This is a genomic window from Pseudomonas sp. PWP3-1b2, assembly GCF_049896045.1.
Taxonomy (GTDB): domain Bacteria; phylum Pseudomonadota; class Gammaproteobacteria; order Pseudomonadales; family Pseudomonadaceae; genus Aquipseudomonas; species Aquipseudomonas antarctica_B.
Window position 1 is genome coordinate 62,269 of the sequence record NZ_JAFCTN010000001.1, and the last position, 15,023, is coordinate 77,291.

The 15,023-nt window shown below is 61.9% G+C and carries 16 protein-coding genes; 9 read left to right on the plus strand and 7 right to left on the minus strand.

The window, feature by feature from the left end:
• Window positions 1–25 precede the first annotated feature (25 nt).
• Window positions 26–967 (plus strand): alpha/beta fold hydrolase, encoded by a 942-nt coding sequence (locus tag ACP7A2_RS00245; protein ID WP_426132587.1) that lies wholly within the window; start codon window positions 26–28, stop codon window positions 965–967.
• On the opposite strand, the gene ACP7A2_RS00250 is transcribed toward ACP7A2_RS00245, so the two are convergent.
• A complete protein-coding gene (locus tag ACP7A2_RS00250) occupies window positions 930–2,396 on the minus strand; it encodes a sensor histidine kinase (protein ID WP_426132588.1) in 1,467 nt (488 codons plus the stop codon). The two genes, ACP7A2_RS00245 and ACP7A2_RS00250, sit on opposite strands and share 38 nt — an antisense overlap.
• Window positions 2,393–3,103, minus strand: a complete 711-nt coding sequence (locus ACP7A2_RS00255; RefSeq protein ID WP_426132589.1) for a response regulator transcription factor — start codon at window positions 3,101–3,103, stop codon at window positions 2,393–2,395. The genes ACP7A2_RS00250 and ACP7A2_RS00255 overlap by 4 nt, the downstream gene beginning before the upstream one ends.
• A gap of 192 nt (window positions 3,104–3,295) precedes the next feature.
• On the opposite strand from ACP7A2_RS00255, the gene msrB reads away from it, so the two are divergent.
• The 3 genes from msrB (at window position 3,296) to msrA (ending at window position 6,433) form a co-directional block, all read left to right on the plus strand.
• Window positions 3,296–3,796, plus strand: a complete 501-nt coding sequence (msrB, locus tag ACP7A2_RS00260; protein WP_426132590.1) for a peptide-methionine (R)-S-oxide reductase MsrB — start codon at window positions 3,296–3,298, stop codon at window positions 3,794–3,796.
• A gap of 35 nt (window positions 3,797–3,831) precedes the next feature.
• Complete coding sequence (locus ACP7A2_RS00265) at window positions 3,832–5,592, plus strand: cytochrome c biogenesis protein DipZ (protein WP_426132591.1); 1,761 nt, start codon at window positions 3,832–3,834, stop codon at window positions 5,590–5,592.
• A 145-nt stretch (window positions 5,593–5,737) separates the two neighbouring features.
• Entirely contained in the window at window positions 5,738–6,433 is a 696-nt protein-coding gene (msrA, locus tag ACP7A2_RS00270; protein ID WP_426132592.1) for a peptide-methionine (S)-S-oxide reductase MsrA, read from the plus strand.
• A 55-nt stretch (window positions 6,434–6,488) separates the two neighbouring features.
• Here msrA and ACP7A2_RS00275 read toward each other — a convergent pair whose 3' ends face one another.
• The 3 genes from ACP7A2_RS00275 to ACP7A2_RS00285 form a co-directional block, all read right to left on the minus strand.
• On the minus strand, window positions 6,489–6,923 hold the full coding sequence (locus ACP7A2_RS00275) for a nuclear transport factor 2 family protein (RefSeq protein WP_426132593.1): 435 nt from the start codon (window positions 6,921–6,923) through the stop codon (window positions 6,489–6,491).
• A gap of 108 nt (window positions 6,924–7,031) precedes the next feature.
• The gene (locus ACP7A2_RS00280) at window positions 7,032–7,982 is read right to left on the minus strand and encodes an alpha-E domain-containing protein (RefSeq protein ID WP_426132594.1); all 951 of its coding nucleotides are present in this window, start codon (window positions 7,980–7,982) and stop codon (window positions 7,032–7,034) included.
• Between the two features lie 2 nt (window positions 7,983–7,984).
• A complete protein-coding gene (locus tag ACP7A2_RS00285) occupies window positions 7,985–9,394 on the minus strand; it encodes a circularly permuted type 2 ATP-grasp protein (protein ID WP_426132595.1) in 1,410 nt (469 codons plus the stop codon).
• Between the two features lie 373 nt (window positions 9,395–9,767).
• On the opposite strand from ACP7A2_RS00285, the gene ACP7A2_RS00290 reads away from it, so the two are divergent.
• The 3 genes from ACP7A2_RS00290 to ACP7A2_RS00300 all read left to right on the plus strand — a co-directional run bounded on the left by ACP7A2_RS00290 (window position 9,768) and on the right by ACP7A2_RS00300 (window position 10,751).
• A complete protein-coding gene (locus ACP7A2_RS00290; RefSeq protein WP_426132596.1) occupies window positions 9,768–10,313 on the plus strand; it encodes a hypothetical protein in 546 nt (181 codons plus the stop codon).
• A gap of 79 nt (window positions 10,314–10,392) precedes the next feature.
• Window positions 10,393–10,605, plus strand: coding sequence for a hypothetical protein (locus ACP7A2_RS00295; protein ID WP_375064320.1), 213 nt, complete (start codon window positions 10,393–10,395; stop codon window positions 10,603–10,605).
• A gap of 11 nt (window positions 10,606–10,616) precedes the next feature.
• Window positions 10,617–10,751, plus strand: a complete 135-nt coding sequence (locus ACP7A2_RS00300; RefSeq protein WP_014718417.1) for a hypothetical protein — start codon at window positions 10,617–10,619, stop codon at window positions 10,749–10,751.
• On the opposite strand, the gene ACP7A2_RS00305 is transcribed toward ACP7A2_RS00300, so the two are convergent.
• Together ACP7A2_RS00305 and ACP7A2_RS00310 are read right to left on the minus strand one after the other, a co-directional pair.
• Window positions 10,742–12,094: a cation:proton antiporter gene (locus tag ACP7A2_RS00305; RefSeq protein WP_426132597.1), complete on the minus strand. Its 1,353-nt coding sequence runs from the start codon at window positions 12,092–12,094 to the stop codon at window positions 10,742–10,744. The genes ACP7A2_RS00300 and ACP7A2_RS00305 overlap by 10 nt on opposite strands.
• Window positions 12,095–12,168: 74 nt before the next feature.
• The gene (locus ACP7A2_RS00310; RefSeq protein WP_426132598.1) at window positions 12,169–13,080 is read right to left on the minus strand and encodes a LysR family transcriptional regulator; all 912 of its coding nucleotides are present in this window, start codon (window positions 13,078–13,080) and stop codon (window positions 12,169–12,171) included.
• Between the two features lie 113 nt (window positions 13,081–13,193).
• Between ACP7A2_RS00310 and ACP7A2_RS00315 the strand changes: the two genes are divergently transcribed.
• Window positions 13,194–14,177 (plus strand): aldo/keto reductase, encoded by a 984-nt coding sequence (locus tag ACP7A2_RS00315; protein WP_426132599.1) that lies wholly within the window; start codon window positions 13,194–13,196, stop codon window positions 14,175–14,177.
• Between the two features lie 64 nt (window positions 14,178–14,241).
• Window positions 14,242–14,997 carry a CDP-diacylglycerol diphosphatase gene (locus ACP7A2_RS00320; RefSeq protein ID WP_426132600.1) on the plus strand — a complete coding sequence of 252 codons (756 nt, stop codon included), beginning with the start codon at window positions 14,242–14,244 and terminating at the stop codon, window positions 14,995–14,997.
• The last annotated feature ends 26 nt before the right edge of the window (window positions 14,998–15,023 follow it).

A 15,023-nucleotide genomic window follows, 5' to 3' on the forward strand; every position in this document is an offset into this window, starting at 1 on the left:
TGAAACCCTCAGAAAGGCTACGCCCATGAGCCCCTTGAACGAGCAAAAGATTGCCGTCAACGGCATTGAATTGAGTGTCCACATTGCCGGCCCTGAAGACGGTAAACCGATCTGGCTGCTGCATGGTTTTCCTGAATGCTGGCATTCCTGGCGTCAACAGATCCCGGCGCTGGCCGCAGCAGGCTACCGGGTCTTCGCCCCGCAAATGCGGGGTTATGGCCAATCGAGTTCGCCCGCAGCAGTCGCTGACTACGATGTGCTGACCCTGTGCGCCGATATCCAGCAGGCCATGGATTATTTTGGCCATGAACACGTGGTGATGGTCGGCCACGATTGGGGGGCGGTGATCGCCTGGCACTTGGCGTTGCTGGAGCCTGCGCGCGTGATGCGCCTGGTGACGATGTCGGTGCCGTTTGCCGGACGCGCCCGCAGGCCGGTGATTGAAATCATGCGTGAGCTGTACGCCGACCGGTTCAATTACATCCTGTATTTTCAGGAACCCGGTGTGGCCGAGCAAGAGTTGAACGCTGACATCGAGCGCACGTTGCGGCTGTTCATGAGTGATCAGGACGTGTTTTTACAAAAGAAGCCGCCCACCGCCACACTGCTCGAAGGCGTCACCGCGCCGGGGGCGTTGCCGGGTTGGTGCAGCCAGGAGGACCTGGACGTCTATGTGCAAACCTTCGCCGAACATGGCTTTCGCGGCCCGTTGAACTGGTACCGCAACTTCGAGCGCAACTGGCAGCGCAGCGAATTTCTGGCTGGCCGGCAGGTGCTGCAACCCACGCTGTTCCTGATCGGTGACCGTGACCCGGTCGGTGTGTTCGAAGCGCACACCCTCAAACGCATGCCCGACGTGGTGCCTCAACTGGAACGTCATGTATTGGCCAACTGCGGCCACTGGATCCAGAACGAGCAGGCTCAGCAGGTCAACGCGCTGATGCTCGGGTTTCTAGGCAAAAGCTGAACGTTGCGCCATGGCCTGGGCGGTCCACCAACTGGATGCTGCGCCCGTGCAATTGCAGGATGCGGTGCACGATGCGCAGGCCGAGGCCGCCATCGCGGCGCGCGCCGCCAATGGTAAAGGCGCGCAGGAACAAACCTTCGCGCAACTCGGCGTCGATGCCAGGGCCGCTGTCGCTGACCGTTACGGTCACGCCACTGGCTGCGGGTGCGAGGATCACCTCGACTTCACCGTTCATTGGCGTGTGGCGCAAGGCGTTGTCCAGCAGGTTGGTCAGCACCCGTTCAATCAGCCCCAGATCAGCCAGCACCGTCGGCACCTGCGGCGGCAGGGTGGCGGTGAGGGTGATGCCACGGGCTTCGGCGGTCAGTTCGAACTTCTGGAAGATGTCTTGCACCAGGTCCGGCAGCGAGAAGCCTTCGATCACGGGCTGCACAAAACCGTGTTCCAGGCGTACCAGTTCGAGCAATGACTGGGCCAGACCGCCGACCTTGCGGCTTTGGTCCAGGGCGATGCCGAGGTAACGGCGGCGCTCTTGCGGGGTCAGGCTGGCGTCCTTGAGGGACAGGGTTTCCAGGTAACCGTGCAACGAGGCGAGTGGTGTGCGCAGGTCGTGGGAAATATTTGCGACCATCTCCCGGCGTTCCTGGTCCTGATGGGTGATGGCCCGCCATTGTTCGCCCAGGCGGTTTTCCATTTGCACAAAGGCGTGGTCGAGCACGGCGATTTCATCGCTGCTGTCGAGGGCCGGCGTGTGGGGTTGGGCGGGTTTTGGCGCGCCGTTGATGTCGAACTTGCCGACCTTGTCGGTCAACTGGCGCAGCGGCCGGGTGATCCAGGCAAAGGCGATCAGGCCGGCCATCAGGCACAGTAACGCCACCAGGCCAATGGACCACAGGGCGATTTTCAGCGCCATGCCGGTGGCGTCCTTGGCGTCGTATACGTCGTGCGCTTCGCCCAGCAGCACCACGTACAAAAAGCCGGTTTGCTGGCCGTTGGCTTTAAGCGGCGCGGCGCTGAACACCTTGCGCCCATCGACGCTGCGCGGGTCGTCACCGAGAATCGGCAACATGGCGCCGCTCAAGAAGCGCCGGACCGGCGCGAGATCGACCTGGTCACGCAACAAGTGCCCGCTGGGGGCGGCGTTGCCGACCACGCGACCATTGATATCGAGCAGGTACACCTCGACGCTCGGGTTCACCAGCATCAATTGGCTGAACAGGTTGCGCACTGCATCGGGCTTGAGGCCGTCGGCGTCCATCAATTGGGTGTCGCGGGCAATGTGCGCGGCCAGGTCGCGGGACAGGCCTTGCACCACTTCCAGCTCGTGCATGTGGTTGGAGCGTACCTGCAGCCATGCCGAGGTCCCGCTGCAAATCACCAGCAACACCGCGAACACCAGCGACAGGCGTTGGGTCAGGGTCAGTTTCATGGTGGGCTCTCGGCAAACTTGTAGCCACGGCCCCACACCGTGAGGATGCGCGTCGGGTTGGCCGGGTCGGCCTCAACCTTGGCGCGCAGGCGGTTGATGTGGGTGTTCACGGTGTGTTCATACCCTTCGTGGCTGTAGCCCCACACAGCGTTCAGCAGGTCCATGCGTGAAAACACTGTGCCTGGCTGGCGTGCGAAGAAGTACAGCAGGTCGAACTCGCGCGGGGTGAGGTCCAGGCGCTGGCCTTGCAGGGTGACGTCGCGGGTCAGCGGGTTGATGAACAGTTGGCCCAGGTCGAGGCTGCCGGCGTCCATCTTCAGGTTGCGCGCCATGGCGTCGACCCGGCGCAGCAGGGCCTTGACCCGCGCCACCAGCTCCGGCATCGAGAACGGTTTGGCCAGGTAATCGTCAGCGCCCAGCTCCAGGCCGAGGATGCGGTGCAATTCGCTGGAGCGGGCGCTGGTGATGATGATCGGCGTGTAGCGCGTCATGGCGCGGGCGCGACGGCAGATTTCCAGGCCGTCAACGCCCGGCAGCATCAGGTCAAGGATCAGCGCATCCCAGCCGCCTCTCTCAAGCAGGCGCAAACCTTCGTTGCCGTCGGCGCTGTGCACCACTTCAAATTGCTCGTCGCGCAGGTGCAGGCAGATCAAGTCGGCGATGTGCGCATCGTCCTCGACCACCAGGACACGTTTGGGCTGATCCATGTAGAGAAACCTTCACTTGTAGTCTGCGCATTGTGCGGGTTTTGCAGCCGTGTAGTTATCACGAATTGTTTAACTCTGCGTGAGGATTTCGCGACCGCCAAACGCGCAGGATGGGTTATCGCAAGCAGTGAGTTGCTGCTCGCCACAGAAGGTTCGCTGCCAGTCATCCACTTTTGGGTTGAGGAGAAACATATGTACTCACGTCGACAAATACTGCTGGCCGGTGGCGGCCTGGGTGTCGCCGTCCTGGCAGGCGGCTTACTCAAGCAAGTCAACATGATCACCGTAGCCGAAGCCGCCGAAACCTTCGAGGTCACTCACACCGAAGCCGAATGGCGCAGCCTGCTCAGCGCCGAACAATTCGATGTGCTGCGCGAAGAAGGCACCGAACGCCCCTTCACCAGCCCACTCAACGACGAACACCGCACCGGCACTTTCGCCTGCGCCGGTTGCGCGTTGCCGTTGTTTTCCTCGACCACCAAGTTCGACAGTCACACCGGTTGGCCCAGCTTCTGGCAGCCGCTGGCCAACGCCGTCGCCAGCCACACCGACACCTCCTACGGCGTGGTGCGCAAGGAAATCCACTGCCGCCGTTGCGGCGGCCACCAAGGGCACGTGTTTGACGACGGCCCGGCACCCACTGGCCTGCGCTACTGCATGAACGGCGCAGCCATGACGTTTACGGCGGCTTAAGCCGATGAATTTTTATTTGTATAAGGGAAGATCCCATGTGGCTTCTGGTTCTCGCGTATCTGGGCGGCGTGCTGACAATCGTCAGCCCGTGCATCCTGCCTGTTCTGCCTTTTGTCTTCGCTCGCACCGGGCAGCCGTTTATGCGCAGTGGCTTGCCGCTGTTAGCGGGGATGGCGGTGACGTTCGCCCTGGTCGCCTCACTGGCGGCGGTGGGCGGCGGTTGGGTGGTGCAAGTCAATCAGTACGGGCGTTGGCTCGCGTTGCTGTGCGTTGCCCTGTTCGGACTCACGCTGTTGCTGCCGCAACTGTCGGAGCGCCTGACGCGACCGCTGGTAGCCGCCGGCAGTCGCCTGTCGGAAGCCGCCGGGGCCGATGCCAAACCGCGTCCGGGCGCTTCGTTCCTGATCGGCGTGGCCACCGGTTTGCTGTGGGCGCCGTGCGCCGGGCCGATTCTGGGCCTGGTGCTGACCGGCGCCGCGCTGCAGGGCGCCAGCATCGGCACTACCTTGCTGTTGCTGGCCTACGCCGCCGGTGCTGCTACGTCCCTGGCCCTGGCCCTGTTGGTCGGCGGTAAAGTCTTTGGCTTCATGAAAAAATCCCTCGGTGCCGGTGAATGGCTGCGCCGTGGCCTCGGTGCGTTGATGCTGGCCGGTGTGGCGGCCATTGCGCTGGGCCTGGACACGGGCGTGCTGTCACGCTTGTCGACTGCTTCCACGGGTGGCCTGGAACAACGCCTGGTCGACCAGTTGAACGCCAAGCCCGAGCAGAAGGGCGGCGCGATGATGGCCGGTGGCGCGATGATGGCGGCCGCCAACCACGGCGACACGCTGCCGATTGAAGGCGCGTTGCCGCCGCTCGACGGCGCGGTGCAATGGCTCAACAGCCCGCCGCTGACCGCCGAAGCGCTCAAAGGCAAAGTCGTGCTGGTGGATTTCTGGACCTACTCCTGCATCAACTGCCTGCGCACGTTGCCGTACGTCAAAGCCTGGGCCGAGAAGTACCACGATCAAGGCCTGGTTGTGATTGGCGTGCACGCCCCGGAGTTTGCGTTTGAGCGCGACGTCAGCAATGTGACCAAGGCCATGAAAGACCTGGGCATCACCTACCCGGTGGCGATCGACAACAATTACAAAATCTGGCGCGCCTTCAATAACCAGTACTGGCCGGCGCATTACTTCGCCGATGCCAAGGGCCAGATCCGTTACCACCACTTTGGCGAAGGCGATTACGCCGAGTCGGAGCGGGTGATCCAACAACTGCTGCGTGAAGCCGGTGCCAAAAACGTTGCCGGTGGTTTGATCGAAGCCGACGCCAAAGGCGTGCAACAGGCGCCAGACAGCAATGAAGTGCAGTCGCCGGAAACCTACCTGGGCTTTCAGCGCGCCGAGAACTTCGTCACCACCGGCACCCTGGCCACCGACAAGGTGGTGAACTACCCGGCGGCCGGTAAGCTGGCCTTGAACAACTGGACCCTGGAAGGCCAATGGAACGTCGGCGGCCAGCAGGCGAGCCTTGACGGTGCCGGCGGGCGCATCGTCTACCGCTTCCACGCCCGTGACCTGCACCTGGTGCTGGGCCCTGGCGCAGATGGCAAGCCGGTGCGCTTCAAAGTCAGCATCGACGGCCAGGCCCCGGGCGATGCCCACGGCACCGATGTGGCGCCGGACGGCAGCGGCACGGTGACCGAACAGCGCTTGTATCAGTTGGTGCGTCAGCCGGGGGCTGTGCAGGACCGAACCTTCAGTATCGAATTCCTCGACCCGAATGTGGCGGCCTACGCCTTCACCTTCGGCTAACCCGATTTCCTGACCTGACAACCCAATCACTGTGGGAGCTGGCTTGCCTGCGATAGCGGCGGGTCAGCCAGCTTATCGGGTGCTGACACACTGCCATCGCAGGCAAGCCAGCTCCCACAGTCGACCGCGTACTGGAGTGACATTGATGAAACTACTCAAAATTTTGCCCGCTCTTGCCTTCGCTGCTTTCGTCGGCCAAAGCTCGGCGTTCTCTTTCGGTGGCGCCGAAGACGCGGTGATGATCGCACCGCCTGCCATGGACCTGCCCGCCGAGTCCGGCAACCTGCAAACCGCCGTTTTCGCCGGCGGCTGCTTCTGGGGCGTCCAGGGCGTGTTCCAACACGTTCAGGGCGTCAAAAACGCCGTCTCCGGCTACGACGGCGGCGCCGCGAACACCGCCCAATACGAATCCGTCAGCGAGGGCGATACCGGCCACGCCGAATCCGTATCGGTGACCTACGACCCGAAACAAGTCAGCTACGGCAAACTCCTGCAGATCTACTTCTCCGTGGCCCACAACCCCACCGAGCTGAACCGCCAGGGCCCGGACAGCGGCACGCAGTACCGCTCGGAAATCTTCGCGCAGAATGCTGAGCAGCAAAAAGTCGCCCAGGCGTATATCGCGCAGCTGGATGCGGCCAAAGCGTTCGACAAACCGATTGTGACCAAGGTGGAAATGGGCAAGTCGTTCTTCCCGGCGGAGTCCTATCATCAGGATTTTCTGACCGAGAACCCGTCCTACCCGTACATCGTGATCAATGACCTGCCGAAGGTGGCGCAGCTCAAAAAGCTGTTCCCGGACCAATACCGCGCCGAACCGGTCTTGGTGAAAAACCAATAATCACCACAAAACCCAATGTGGGAGCTGGCAAGCCAGCTCCCACATGAGTGCTCCACTAGGCTTGAGATTTGGCTTTGGCCAGGAAAGGCGCCAACCGTCGGCCCATTTCCTCACCCAACGCCTGCAACCCGCTTAAAGGGCGGACCATCACCTCAAACTCGACAATTTGCCCCTGTTCATTGAAGCGGATCATGTCGATGCCCTTCAGTTGCTTTTCACCCACCCGCGCACTGAACTCCAGCACCACGTTAAGCCCGTCAGCACTGGCCAGTTCACGGTGATACGCAAAGTCTTCAAACACGGTGATCACGGTATTGAGGATCATCGACACCACGGGCGCGCCAGGGTAGGGCGTGTGGGCCATGGGCGAGCGGAACACTGCGTCGGGTGCCAGCAGGTCGGGCAGGGATTCAAGATCGCGGTTGGCCAACATTGCGTGCCAACGCTGCAGGGTGTGGGCGGCGGCCGGGGCCAGGTTTAACTCGGACATGGTCTGTACCTGTTCTTATGAGGGGAAGGCGTTTCACCTGCCCAACATAAGAGCGGCACAGAAGAGGGGTCAATCACCCGAACTGACAGATCAGTGACTGCACTGCACTCAGACCATTTCCAGGTACGAGCTTTGAATCGCCCGTGCCAGTTCGCGCACATTGTCGATAAAGTCAGTCAGGCGGCTGTGCAAGCCTTCTTCCAGGATTTCGTCGATACCGGTGTAGCGCAGCCGCGCCTCGAACTCAGCCGCCAGGCGCTGGGCGGTGCGCCCGTAACTGCCGGGCAAGTCTGCAAGGATATGGCTCAGTTCCTCGATGCACGCGTGCAATGAACGCGGCACGTCACTGCGCAACAGCAGCAATTCAGACACGGAGCGCGCATTCAGCGCATTCGGGTACAGCTCGGTATACGCCTCGAACGATGACAACGCGCGGAGCAGGGCGCTCCACTGGTAATAACCACGGGCCGACAAGTCGCTGACTTCTTCCGACTCCTCGCCAAACATCTCATAGCGCGCATCCAGCAAGCGCAAGGTGTTGTCCGCGCGCTCGACAAAGGTGCCCAGGCGAATGAACCGGTAGGCGTCATTGCGCATGATGGTGCCCGAGGTCGCGCCGCGGAACAGGTGCGAGCGCTGCTTGACCCAGTCACAGAAGTGGCTGATGCCATGGCGCCCCAGGCCGCCGGCGGCGATGCTGCGCATTTCCAGCCAGGTGGCGTTGAGGTTTTCCCACATGTCGGCGGTGATACGCCCGCGCACCGCGTGGGCATTGCCGCGGGCGGCGCGCAGGCAGTTGTAGATGCTGGCCGGGTTTTCTTCGTCAAGGGCGAAAAAGTGCAGCATACGCTCGGCGTCCAGTTGCTTGTGGCGTTCGAGGTAGCTATCGAGGGTGCCGCTGCTGAGCAACGACATTGCCAGTTCGTCCAGGCCATCGCTGCGCCCGGCCTGGGGCATCAGCGACAGCGAATAACTGACCTCGAGCATGCGCGCCAGGTTCTCGGCGCGCTCCAGGTAACGGGACATCCAGTACAGATCTGCGGCGGTTCTACTCAACATACTCAGCCCTCCACCACCCAGGTGTCCTTGGTTCCGCCGCCTTGCGACGAGTTCACGATCAACGAGCCTTCCTTCAGCGCTACGCGGGTCAGGCCGCCGGGCACCAGGCGAGTTTCCTTGCCCGAGAGCACGAACGGCCGCAGGTCAATGTGCCGTGGCGCGATGCCGTTTTCGACAAAGGTGGGGCAGGTGGACAGGCTCAGGGTCGGTTGGGCGATATACGCGTGCGGCCGCGCCTTGATGCGCTGGCGAAAGTCCTCGATCTCGGCGGCAGTTGAAGCCGGCCCGACCAGCATGCCGTAGCCGCCGGAGCCCTGGGTTTCCTTGACCACCAGTTCCGGCAGGTGCGCCAGCACGTGGGACAGCTCGTCCGGCTTGCGGCACTGGAAGGTCGGCACGTTTTGCAGCACCGGTTCTTCGTCGAGGTAGAAACGGATCATCTCCGGCACGTACGGGTAAATGGATTTGTCATCCGCCACGCCGGTGCCGATGGCGTTGGCCAGCACCACATTGCCCGCGCAATAGGCGGCCACCAGGCCGGGAACGCCGAGCATCGAATCCTTGTTGAAGGCTTTGGGGTCTAGGAAGGCGTCGTCGATGCGCCGGTAAATCACGTCCACCGGTTTGGGGCCGTCGGTGGTGCGCATGAATACCTTGAGGTCGTGCACAAACAGGTCGGCGCCTTCCACCAGTTCCACGCCCATCTCGCGGGCGAGGAACGCGTGCTCAAAGAACGCGCTGTTGAAGCGGCCCGGCGTCAGCACCACCACGTTGGGGTTGTCGAGGCGGCTGGAGCTTTTCAGGGTTTTGAGCAACAGGTTGGGGTAGTGGTCAACCGGCGCGATGCGCTGTTTGGCGAACACTTCGGGGAACAGGCGCATCATCATCTTGCGGTCTTCGAGCATGTAGCTCACGCCGCTGGGAGTGCGCAGGTTGTCTTCAAGCACGTAGTAAGTGCCGTCGCCGTCGCGCACCAGGTCCACCCCGGAAATATGCGAGTAGATGCCACGGTGCAACTCCAGCCCGACCATCGCCTTCTGGTAACCCTCGTTGCCCAGCACCTGTTCGGCGGGAATGATCCCGGCCTTGATAATGCGCTGGTCGTGGTAGATGTCGGCGAGGAACATGTTCAGCGCGTTCACGCGCTGGACGCAGCCGCGTTCGATCACGGCCCATTCACTGGCGGGGATGCTGCGCGGGATGATGTCGAAGGGGATCAGGCGCTCGGTGTCCTGTTCGTCACCGTAGAGGGTGAAGGTGATCCCGGCCCGGTGGAACAGCAAATCGGCTTCGCGACGCCGTTGGGCCAACAGTTCCGGCGGCGTGTTGGCCAGCCAGCGGGAGAAATCCTGATAGTGCTCACGGCACGCGCCGTCTGCGTCATTCATTTCATCAAAGAAAGATCGAGCCATTCCAGTACCTTGTCAGTGCCCAGCGTTGCATGGGTGGCACTGCCGCTAAAAAAAACGCATTTTTTTATGAGCCCGTAGCGCAGGGTGCCACTGGGCCTGGTCCTTACTTTCTTATGGGGTCGGCTCTGGGTCGGGGGGTAACGAATGCTCCTGAATCCGGGCAGATGAATGGTTAAAGCAATGGTTGTGCCGGAACGGCAGATGAGCTGCCGAAAAAACCTTGTGGCGAGCGAGCTTGCTGTGGTCAGGGGGCTTGCTGTGGCCAGGGGCTCGCCACAGGTGCATGCCGTGTTCCAAATTGGTGCACGAACAAACTGAACTTCACATCCTCCCGTTTCTTCTAACGTGACTCGTTCCCGTATGGAGCACCGTCGTGCCCAGAATCATCTCCCCTGACACCCCCGAGTCGGCCCTGACCGACCACAGCGAGCACACCGCCAAGATTTTCGGCTCGCCCAAGGACCGCCTCGATTTCTATCGCCGCGAGATCCAGTACGAAACCTCCATCCTGGCGAACCGCACCGACGCCTACCTCACCGCTCAGTCGTTCCTGGTCATCGCCTTTGTCTCGGGCATGGGCAATCTCAACCCGGAATGGGGCAAGCTGTTCACCGTAGTGGTGCCGGTAATCCTCGCGGCGCTGGGGATTCTCAGCTCGCTGAACGCCTGGCCGGGCATCCGCGCAGCGTACGACATCATTGATCACTGGCACTTCAAGCAAAGCGAATTGCTGCGCAGTGAGCCTGTCATGGGCATGGCCTATGACGAGTCGCCGCTGTTTTCCGAGGTGGAGTCCTCGCACAAGGGCTACCGCAAGTCCCTGCTGTTTTCAGTGCGCACACCCTGGATTTTCATGGTGTTCTGGGTAGTGCTCGGTGCCTATGCGTTTTATATCCAGGTGGATAACCCAGGCTCGTAAGTGTTTTGAACTTCACGCCACCGCGCGCGACCTTAACCTTACGCAGCACACGTTTTCAGACGCTGCGAAGAGGTGACCCATGAGCACAGACAACGATCCCCAAGTCAGCGGTCGCAACGACCCGGCCATCGACGGCGGCGAGCCGGCCCCCGGTACTGCTGCCGATGCGCCAAAAGACCCGACGCCCGCTCCCGACCCCAAGGCCGAGGAGAACGACTACAGCCCGGACTTCGAGCCTGAGCCTGAGGCCAAGCCGCAAACCGATGCCGATATCGATACCCAAGGCGGTTAGAGGAGACGCACATGTCAAAAGAACTCGATGACGAGCTCAACGACCCTGGCAACGAAGACCCAGGCTCGCTGATGGACGATGCTGAAGTGCCGCTCAATGATCTGGATGAAGCGGCTGACGTCGGTAATACCGAAAATCAGGACTGACCTTTCACCCCGGCGCGTCGTTCATACCAGGCCAGCATGGGCTGGGTACTCAACCCATGAACGACGACGCTCAGGGCAATCACCGACAAGGTAAGGTTCACCGCCACCGCGCTGCTGGTGCCAATCAGCCCGTGGTTAAGTGCGTAAAACAGGTAGTAAATGCTGCCGATCCCACGGATGCCGAACCAGCCCATCAACCCGCGTTGTTGCCGATTGATCAGGCTACCCCAGGGCATGGCGAACACGCTGATCGGGCGAATCACGCAAAACAGCAACGCGGCCACTGCCAAGGCACGCCAATCCCAGTGGCTGGCCAGGACGATCCCCAGCACCGTCACCAGAAACACTTCCATCGAGCGTTCCACCAAACCACCGAATGCGAGCATGTCGCCCATCATCACCCCGGCCGCAATTTGCGTGTCCGCCAGGTGAGCAGTGTCGCCTTGCAGGGCATTTTTCGGCTCGACTTCCAGATGGCCCACCACGGGCAAGGCCAGGTGTTCGGAGGGGATTTCAGCTTTGCCGCTGGACTTGAACTCGGCCTGTCGCAGGCCCAAGCCGGCGGCGAATACCGACAGAAAGCCGTAGCCACCCACGGCCTCGGCGACCACATAGGCCAGGGCAATCAGCGCCAGCGTGAGGTAGTCGTTGGGTGACAACGTGCTGTCGGCATTGGTGATGCGCATCCACAAGGTCACGCGGCCAATGCCCCGGCCCATCCAGTAGCCAATCAATAACCCGGCCGGTACCGCCCACAGCAGGTTTTTCAGGACCCAGCCGCCGAGCCAGTCGCCGTCGAACCCGCCGTGCTGCATAAACAGCAGGGCGAAGATCACAAAGGGGAAGGCAGTGCCATCGTTCAAGCCGGCTTCACCGGACAGGCCAAAGCGCAGCGCGTCGTAGTCCTGCGCGTTGTTGACCTGCACCAGGCCCGCCAGCACCGGGTCGGTGGGCGCAAGCAGCGCGCCCACCAGCAGCGACACACCCCACGACAGTTCAAACAGGTAATGCAGCGCCAGGCAGGTGCCAAGAATGGTCAGCAGCATCACCGGCCCGGCCATGCCAAACGCGATGCGCCAAGTGCGATGGCGCAACGGCAGCCGCAGTTTCAAGCCGCTGACGAACAGCGAAAACAGCACCGCGACTTCGGTCAAGTGCTCCATCCAGCGTGCGGAGTCTTTGATATCCAGGTGCAACAGGTCCACACCGAGCGGGCCGATGGCCACGCCAAGCAGCAGGCACACCGCCGAGGTGGTCACTGGCATCCAGCGCAGGTACGAGGAGGTGAGGGCGAGGGTCAGCAATACGGCGCCGAGTACGGCCATCCATAGAATAAACGTCATCGAGCATGTACCGGGGGCCGTGGTCTATCCGCCTTGGAGGCCAGCCGACGGGCACAGGTTCAATGTGTTTCCATTCATTGCGGGTCGATGGTTTCGCGGCGAATCATGTCGATCAGTTGGCGCAAGCCCGGCTGCGACTGGCGGCGGCTCGGGTAATACATGCACAGCGGCTCGCCGATGCACGCCCAGTCCGGCAACACTTCCACCAGCCGGCCCTCTGCCAGTTCCCGCTGCACGCGGTTGGATAAACAATAGGCAACCCCCACACCCTGCAGCGCGGCATTGACGACGGTTTCAGTGTCAGCCGCGCTGAAGTGGCCCGGCACGTCGAGGCGTTGTTGGCGCGCGCCGTTGCCCAACTCCCACTTGTAGGTGGTCTTGTCGCCCAGGTACATGCGAACACAGGAATGCTGCAGCAAGTCTTTGGGTTCCTGCGGCGTACCCCGGCGGGCGAGATAGGCGGGCGAGGCGACCATGATCCAGCGCAAATCACCGGTGAGCTTTACCGCGACCATGTCCTGGGGCACGGTTGCGCCGTAGCGGATCCCGGCGTCGTAGCCCTCGGCAACGATGTCGATCATCTGGTCTTCGACGATCAGGTCCAGGCGCAATTGCGGGTAGGCGTCGGTGAATTCGCCGAGGATCGGCGCCAGCAGCAACACCGCCGCATCCCGTGGCACGTTCAGGCGCAAGCGGCCGATGGGGGCTTCACGGTGCAGATCAAGGGTGTCGAGGCCGTCCTGGATCGTGGCAAAACCCAGGGCGAGTTTTTCGGCCAGCAGGCTGCCGGCGTCGGTGGGCTCCACGGCGCGGCTGGTGCGGTAGAGCAGTTTCACTCCCAGGCGGGTTTCCAGATTGCGCATGGTGTGGCTCAGTGCCGAGGTGGTCACCCCCAGTTCATGGGCGGCATGGCGAAAGCTGCGACGGCGGATAATTGCCATGAACACATTCAGGTCTGCCAATTCGGAACGATTGAACGCCGCCATTTCAAGCCTCATTTACAGGAGTTCGGTTGAATGGGGCGTTGAGCCCTATTCAACATCGGATGATCTAGAGTAATTGCTTTTGTGGCCAATAGCGTGGGCAGAGGAATTTTTTTATGAGTATCGAGACGATCCGGATTTCCGGCATCCAAAAGGCCGTTTCGCGGATTGCCCTCGGTACCTGGTCCATGGGCGGCCACCTGTGGGGCGGCGCGGATGACGAGCAGTCGATCAAGACCATTCGCCATGCGTTGAACTGCGGCATCAACCTCATCGATACCGCGCCGGTCTACGGCCTCGGGTTGTCCGAAGAACTGATCGGCAGAGCCTTGCGCGGCGTGCGCCACAGTGCGGTGATCGCAACCAAGGCTGGCCTGCAATGGGATGACGGCACCCCGCGCCGCAACGCCACCGCCCAGCATATTCGCAAGGAAGTCGAGGATTCGTTGAAGCGCCTGGAGACTGACTACATCGACCTCTATCAGGTTCACTGGCCCGACCCGTTGGTGGCGCAACAGGAGACCGCCGAGGCCCTTGAGCGCCTGCGCCGCGAAGGCAAAATCCTCGCCGTGGGGGTGAGCAACTATTCCAGTGCGCAGATGGATGAATTCAGCGCACACACGGCGCTCGCCACCGTGCAGCCACCGTACAACCTGTTCGAACGCGCCATCGACACTGACATCCTCCCGTATGCCAGGCAGCACGCGCTGGTGGTGTTGGCGTACGGCCCGCTGTGCCGGGGGCTTTTGACCGGCAGCATGCATTCTGCCACCCGCTTTGCCGGTGACGACGTGCGCAAGCTCGACCCCAAGTTCAAGGCGCCGCGTTTCGAGCAATACCTGGCCGCTGTGGCGGCGCTGGACATGTATGCCCGCGAATGCCACGGCAAGTCGGTCCTGGCGCTGGCGCTGCGCTGGGTGCTGGACCAGGGCCCGACCATCGCCCTGTGGGGCGCGCGCCGGCCGGAGCAATTGAAGGGGTATGAAGAAGCGTTTGGCTGGCACCTGACGTCCGACGATTTGTCGCATATCGACCGTATCGTGGCCAGCACGGTAAAAGATCCGATCGGGCCGGAATTTATGGCCCCCGCAAAACGTTAACCCTTACGACAGGGATGTCGGCAGCAACACAATAAATGACATCCCTGCACGTTGAGGTTTTTGCATGAAGCGCAGTGCCGTATTCACAATCGCTGGTGGTGTGTTCTGTGGGCTGTTGGTGGCCGGCATCTGGAAGTGGCGGGGCAGCCCCGATGCCCTGTGGCACATCGTCAGCCAGCAATGCGTGCCCGGCCAGCAGCAGCGGCAAAACCCCAGCCCTTGCCTGGCGGTGGACCTGGACCGTGGGTACACGCTCTTCAAGGATCAAAAAGGCCCGCTGCATGACCTGTTGATACCGGTGGACAAGGTCAGCGGCATTGAAGACCCGGCCCTCGGCCGGCATTTGCTGCCGCATTACTTCGCCCAGGCCTGGCGGCACCGCAGCGTGTTGTCCGACGGCCTGAAAAAACCGATCCCGGACGCGTTTGTCTCGGTGGCCATCAATTCCCGCTACGGGCGCAGCCAGAACCAGTTGCACGTGCACATCGCCTGCCTGCGCCCGGACGTGTTCAACGCCCTCAGCCAGCAGGCCAATGCCCTCGATACCCAATGGCGCGTGTTGCCGACGCAATTGAAAGGGCACACCTACGCCGCCCGCACGCTTTCGGCGACGGATGCCGACGCGCTCGACCCCTTGGAAATACTGCGTGAATACGTGGATGCTCACGCCGACCTCATGAGCCATTACAGCCTGCTGATGACCCCGCGCGCCGATGGCAGCCTGGTGCTGCTGACCACGCACCTGTCCTTGACCGACCTGAACCTGGGGTCTGCCGGAGAACTGCAGGACTACCGTTGCGACCTGATGACCCCGCTCTAAGCCCCAGCCTTTCAAGGACAAGTATC

Excerpts from the sequence above, each read along its gene's own strand:
- ACP7A2_RS00255 (WP_426132589.1), bottom strand. The coding sequence starts at position 3,103 with ATGGATCAGCCCAAACGTGTCCTGGTGGTCGAGGACGATGCGCACATC.
- ACP7A2_RS00265 (WP_426132591.1), top strand. The coding sequence starts at position 3,832 with ATGTGGCTTCTGGTTCTCGCGTATCTGGGCGGCGTGCTGACAATCGTC.
- ACP7A2_RS00315 (WP_426132599.1), top strand. The coding sequence starts at position 13,194 with ATGAGTATCGAGACGATCCGGATTTCCGGCATCCAAAAGGCCGTTTCG.
- ACP7A2_RS00310 (WP_426132598.1), bottom strand. The coding sequence starts at position 13,080 with ATGGCGGCGTTCAATCGTTCCGAATTGGCAGACCTGAATGTGTTCATG.
- ACP7A2_RS00245 (WP_426132587.1), top strand. The coding sequence starts at position 26 with ATGAGCCCCTTGAACGAGCAAAAGATTGCCGTCAACGGCATTGAATTG.
- ACP7A2_RS00320 (WP_426132600.1), top strand. The coding sequence starts at position 14,242 with ATGAAGCGCAGTGCCGTATTCACAATCGCTGGTGGTGTGTTCTGTGGG.
- ACP7A2_RS00300 (WP_014718417.1), top strand. The coding sequence starts at position 10,617 with ATGTCAAAAGAACTCGATGACGAGCTCAACGACCCTGGCAACGAAGAC.
- ACP7A2_RS00295 (WP_375064320.1), top strand. The coding sequence starts at position 10,393 with ATGAGCACAGACAACGATCCCCAAGTCAGCGGTCGCAACGACCCGGCC.
- ACP7A2_RS00285 (WP_426132595.1), bottom strand. The coding sequence starts at position 9,394 with ATGGCTCGATCTTTCTTTGATGAAATGAATGACGCAGACGGCGCGTGC.
- ACP7A2_RS00275 (WP_426132593.1), bottom strand. The coding sequence starts at position 6,923 with ATGTCCGAGTTAAACCTGGCCCCGGCCGCCGCCCACACCCTGCAGCGT.
- msrA (WP_426132592.1), top strand. The coding sequence starts at position 5,738 with ATGAAACTACTCAAAATTTTGCCCGCTCTTGCCTTCGCTGCTTTCGTC.
- ACP7A2_RS00250 (WP_426132588.1), bottom strand. The coding sequence starts at position 2,396 with ATGAAACTGACCCTGACCCAACGCCTGTCGCTGGTGTTCGCGGTGTTG.
- ACP7A2_RS00305 (WP_426132597.1), bottom strand. The coding sequence starts at position 12,094 with ATGACGTTTATTCTATGGATGGCCGTACTCGGCGCCGTATTGCTGACC.
- msrB (WP_426132590.1), top strand. The coding sequence starts at position 3,296 with ATGTACTCACGTCGACAAATACTGCTGGCCGGTGGCGGCCTGGGTGTC.
- ACP7A2_RS00280 (WP_426132594.1), bottom strand. The coding sequence starts at position 7,982 with ATGTTGAGTAGAACCGCCGCAGATCTGTACTGGATGTCCCGTTACCTG.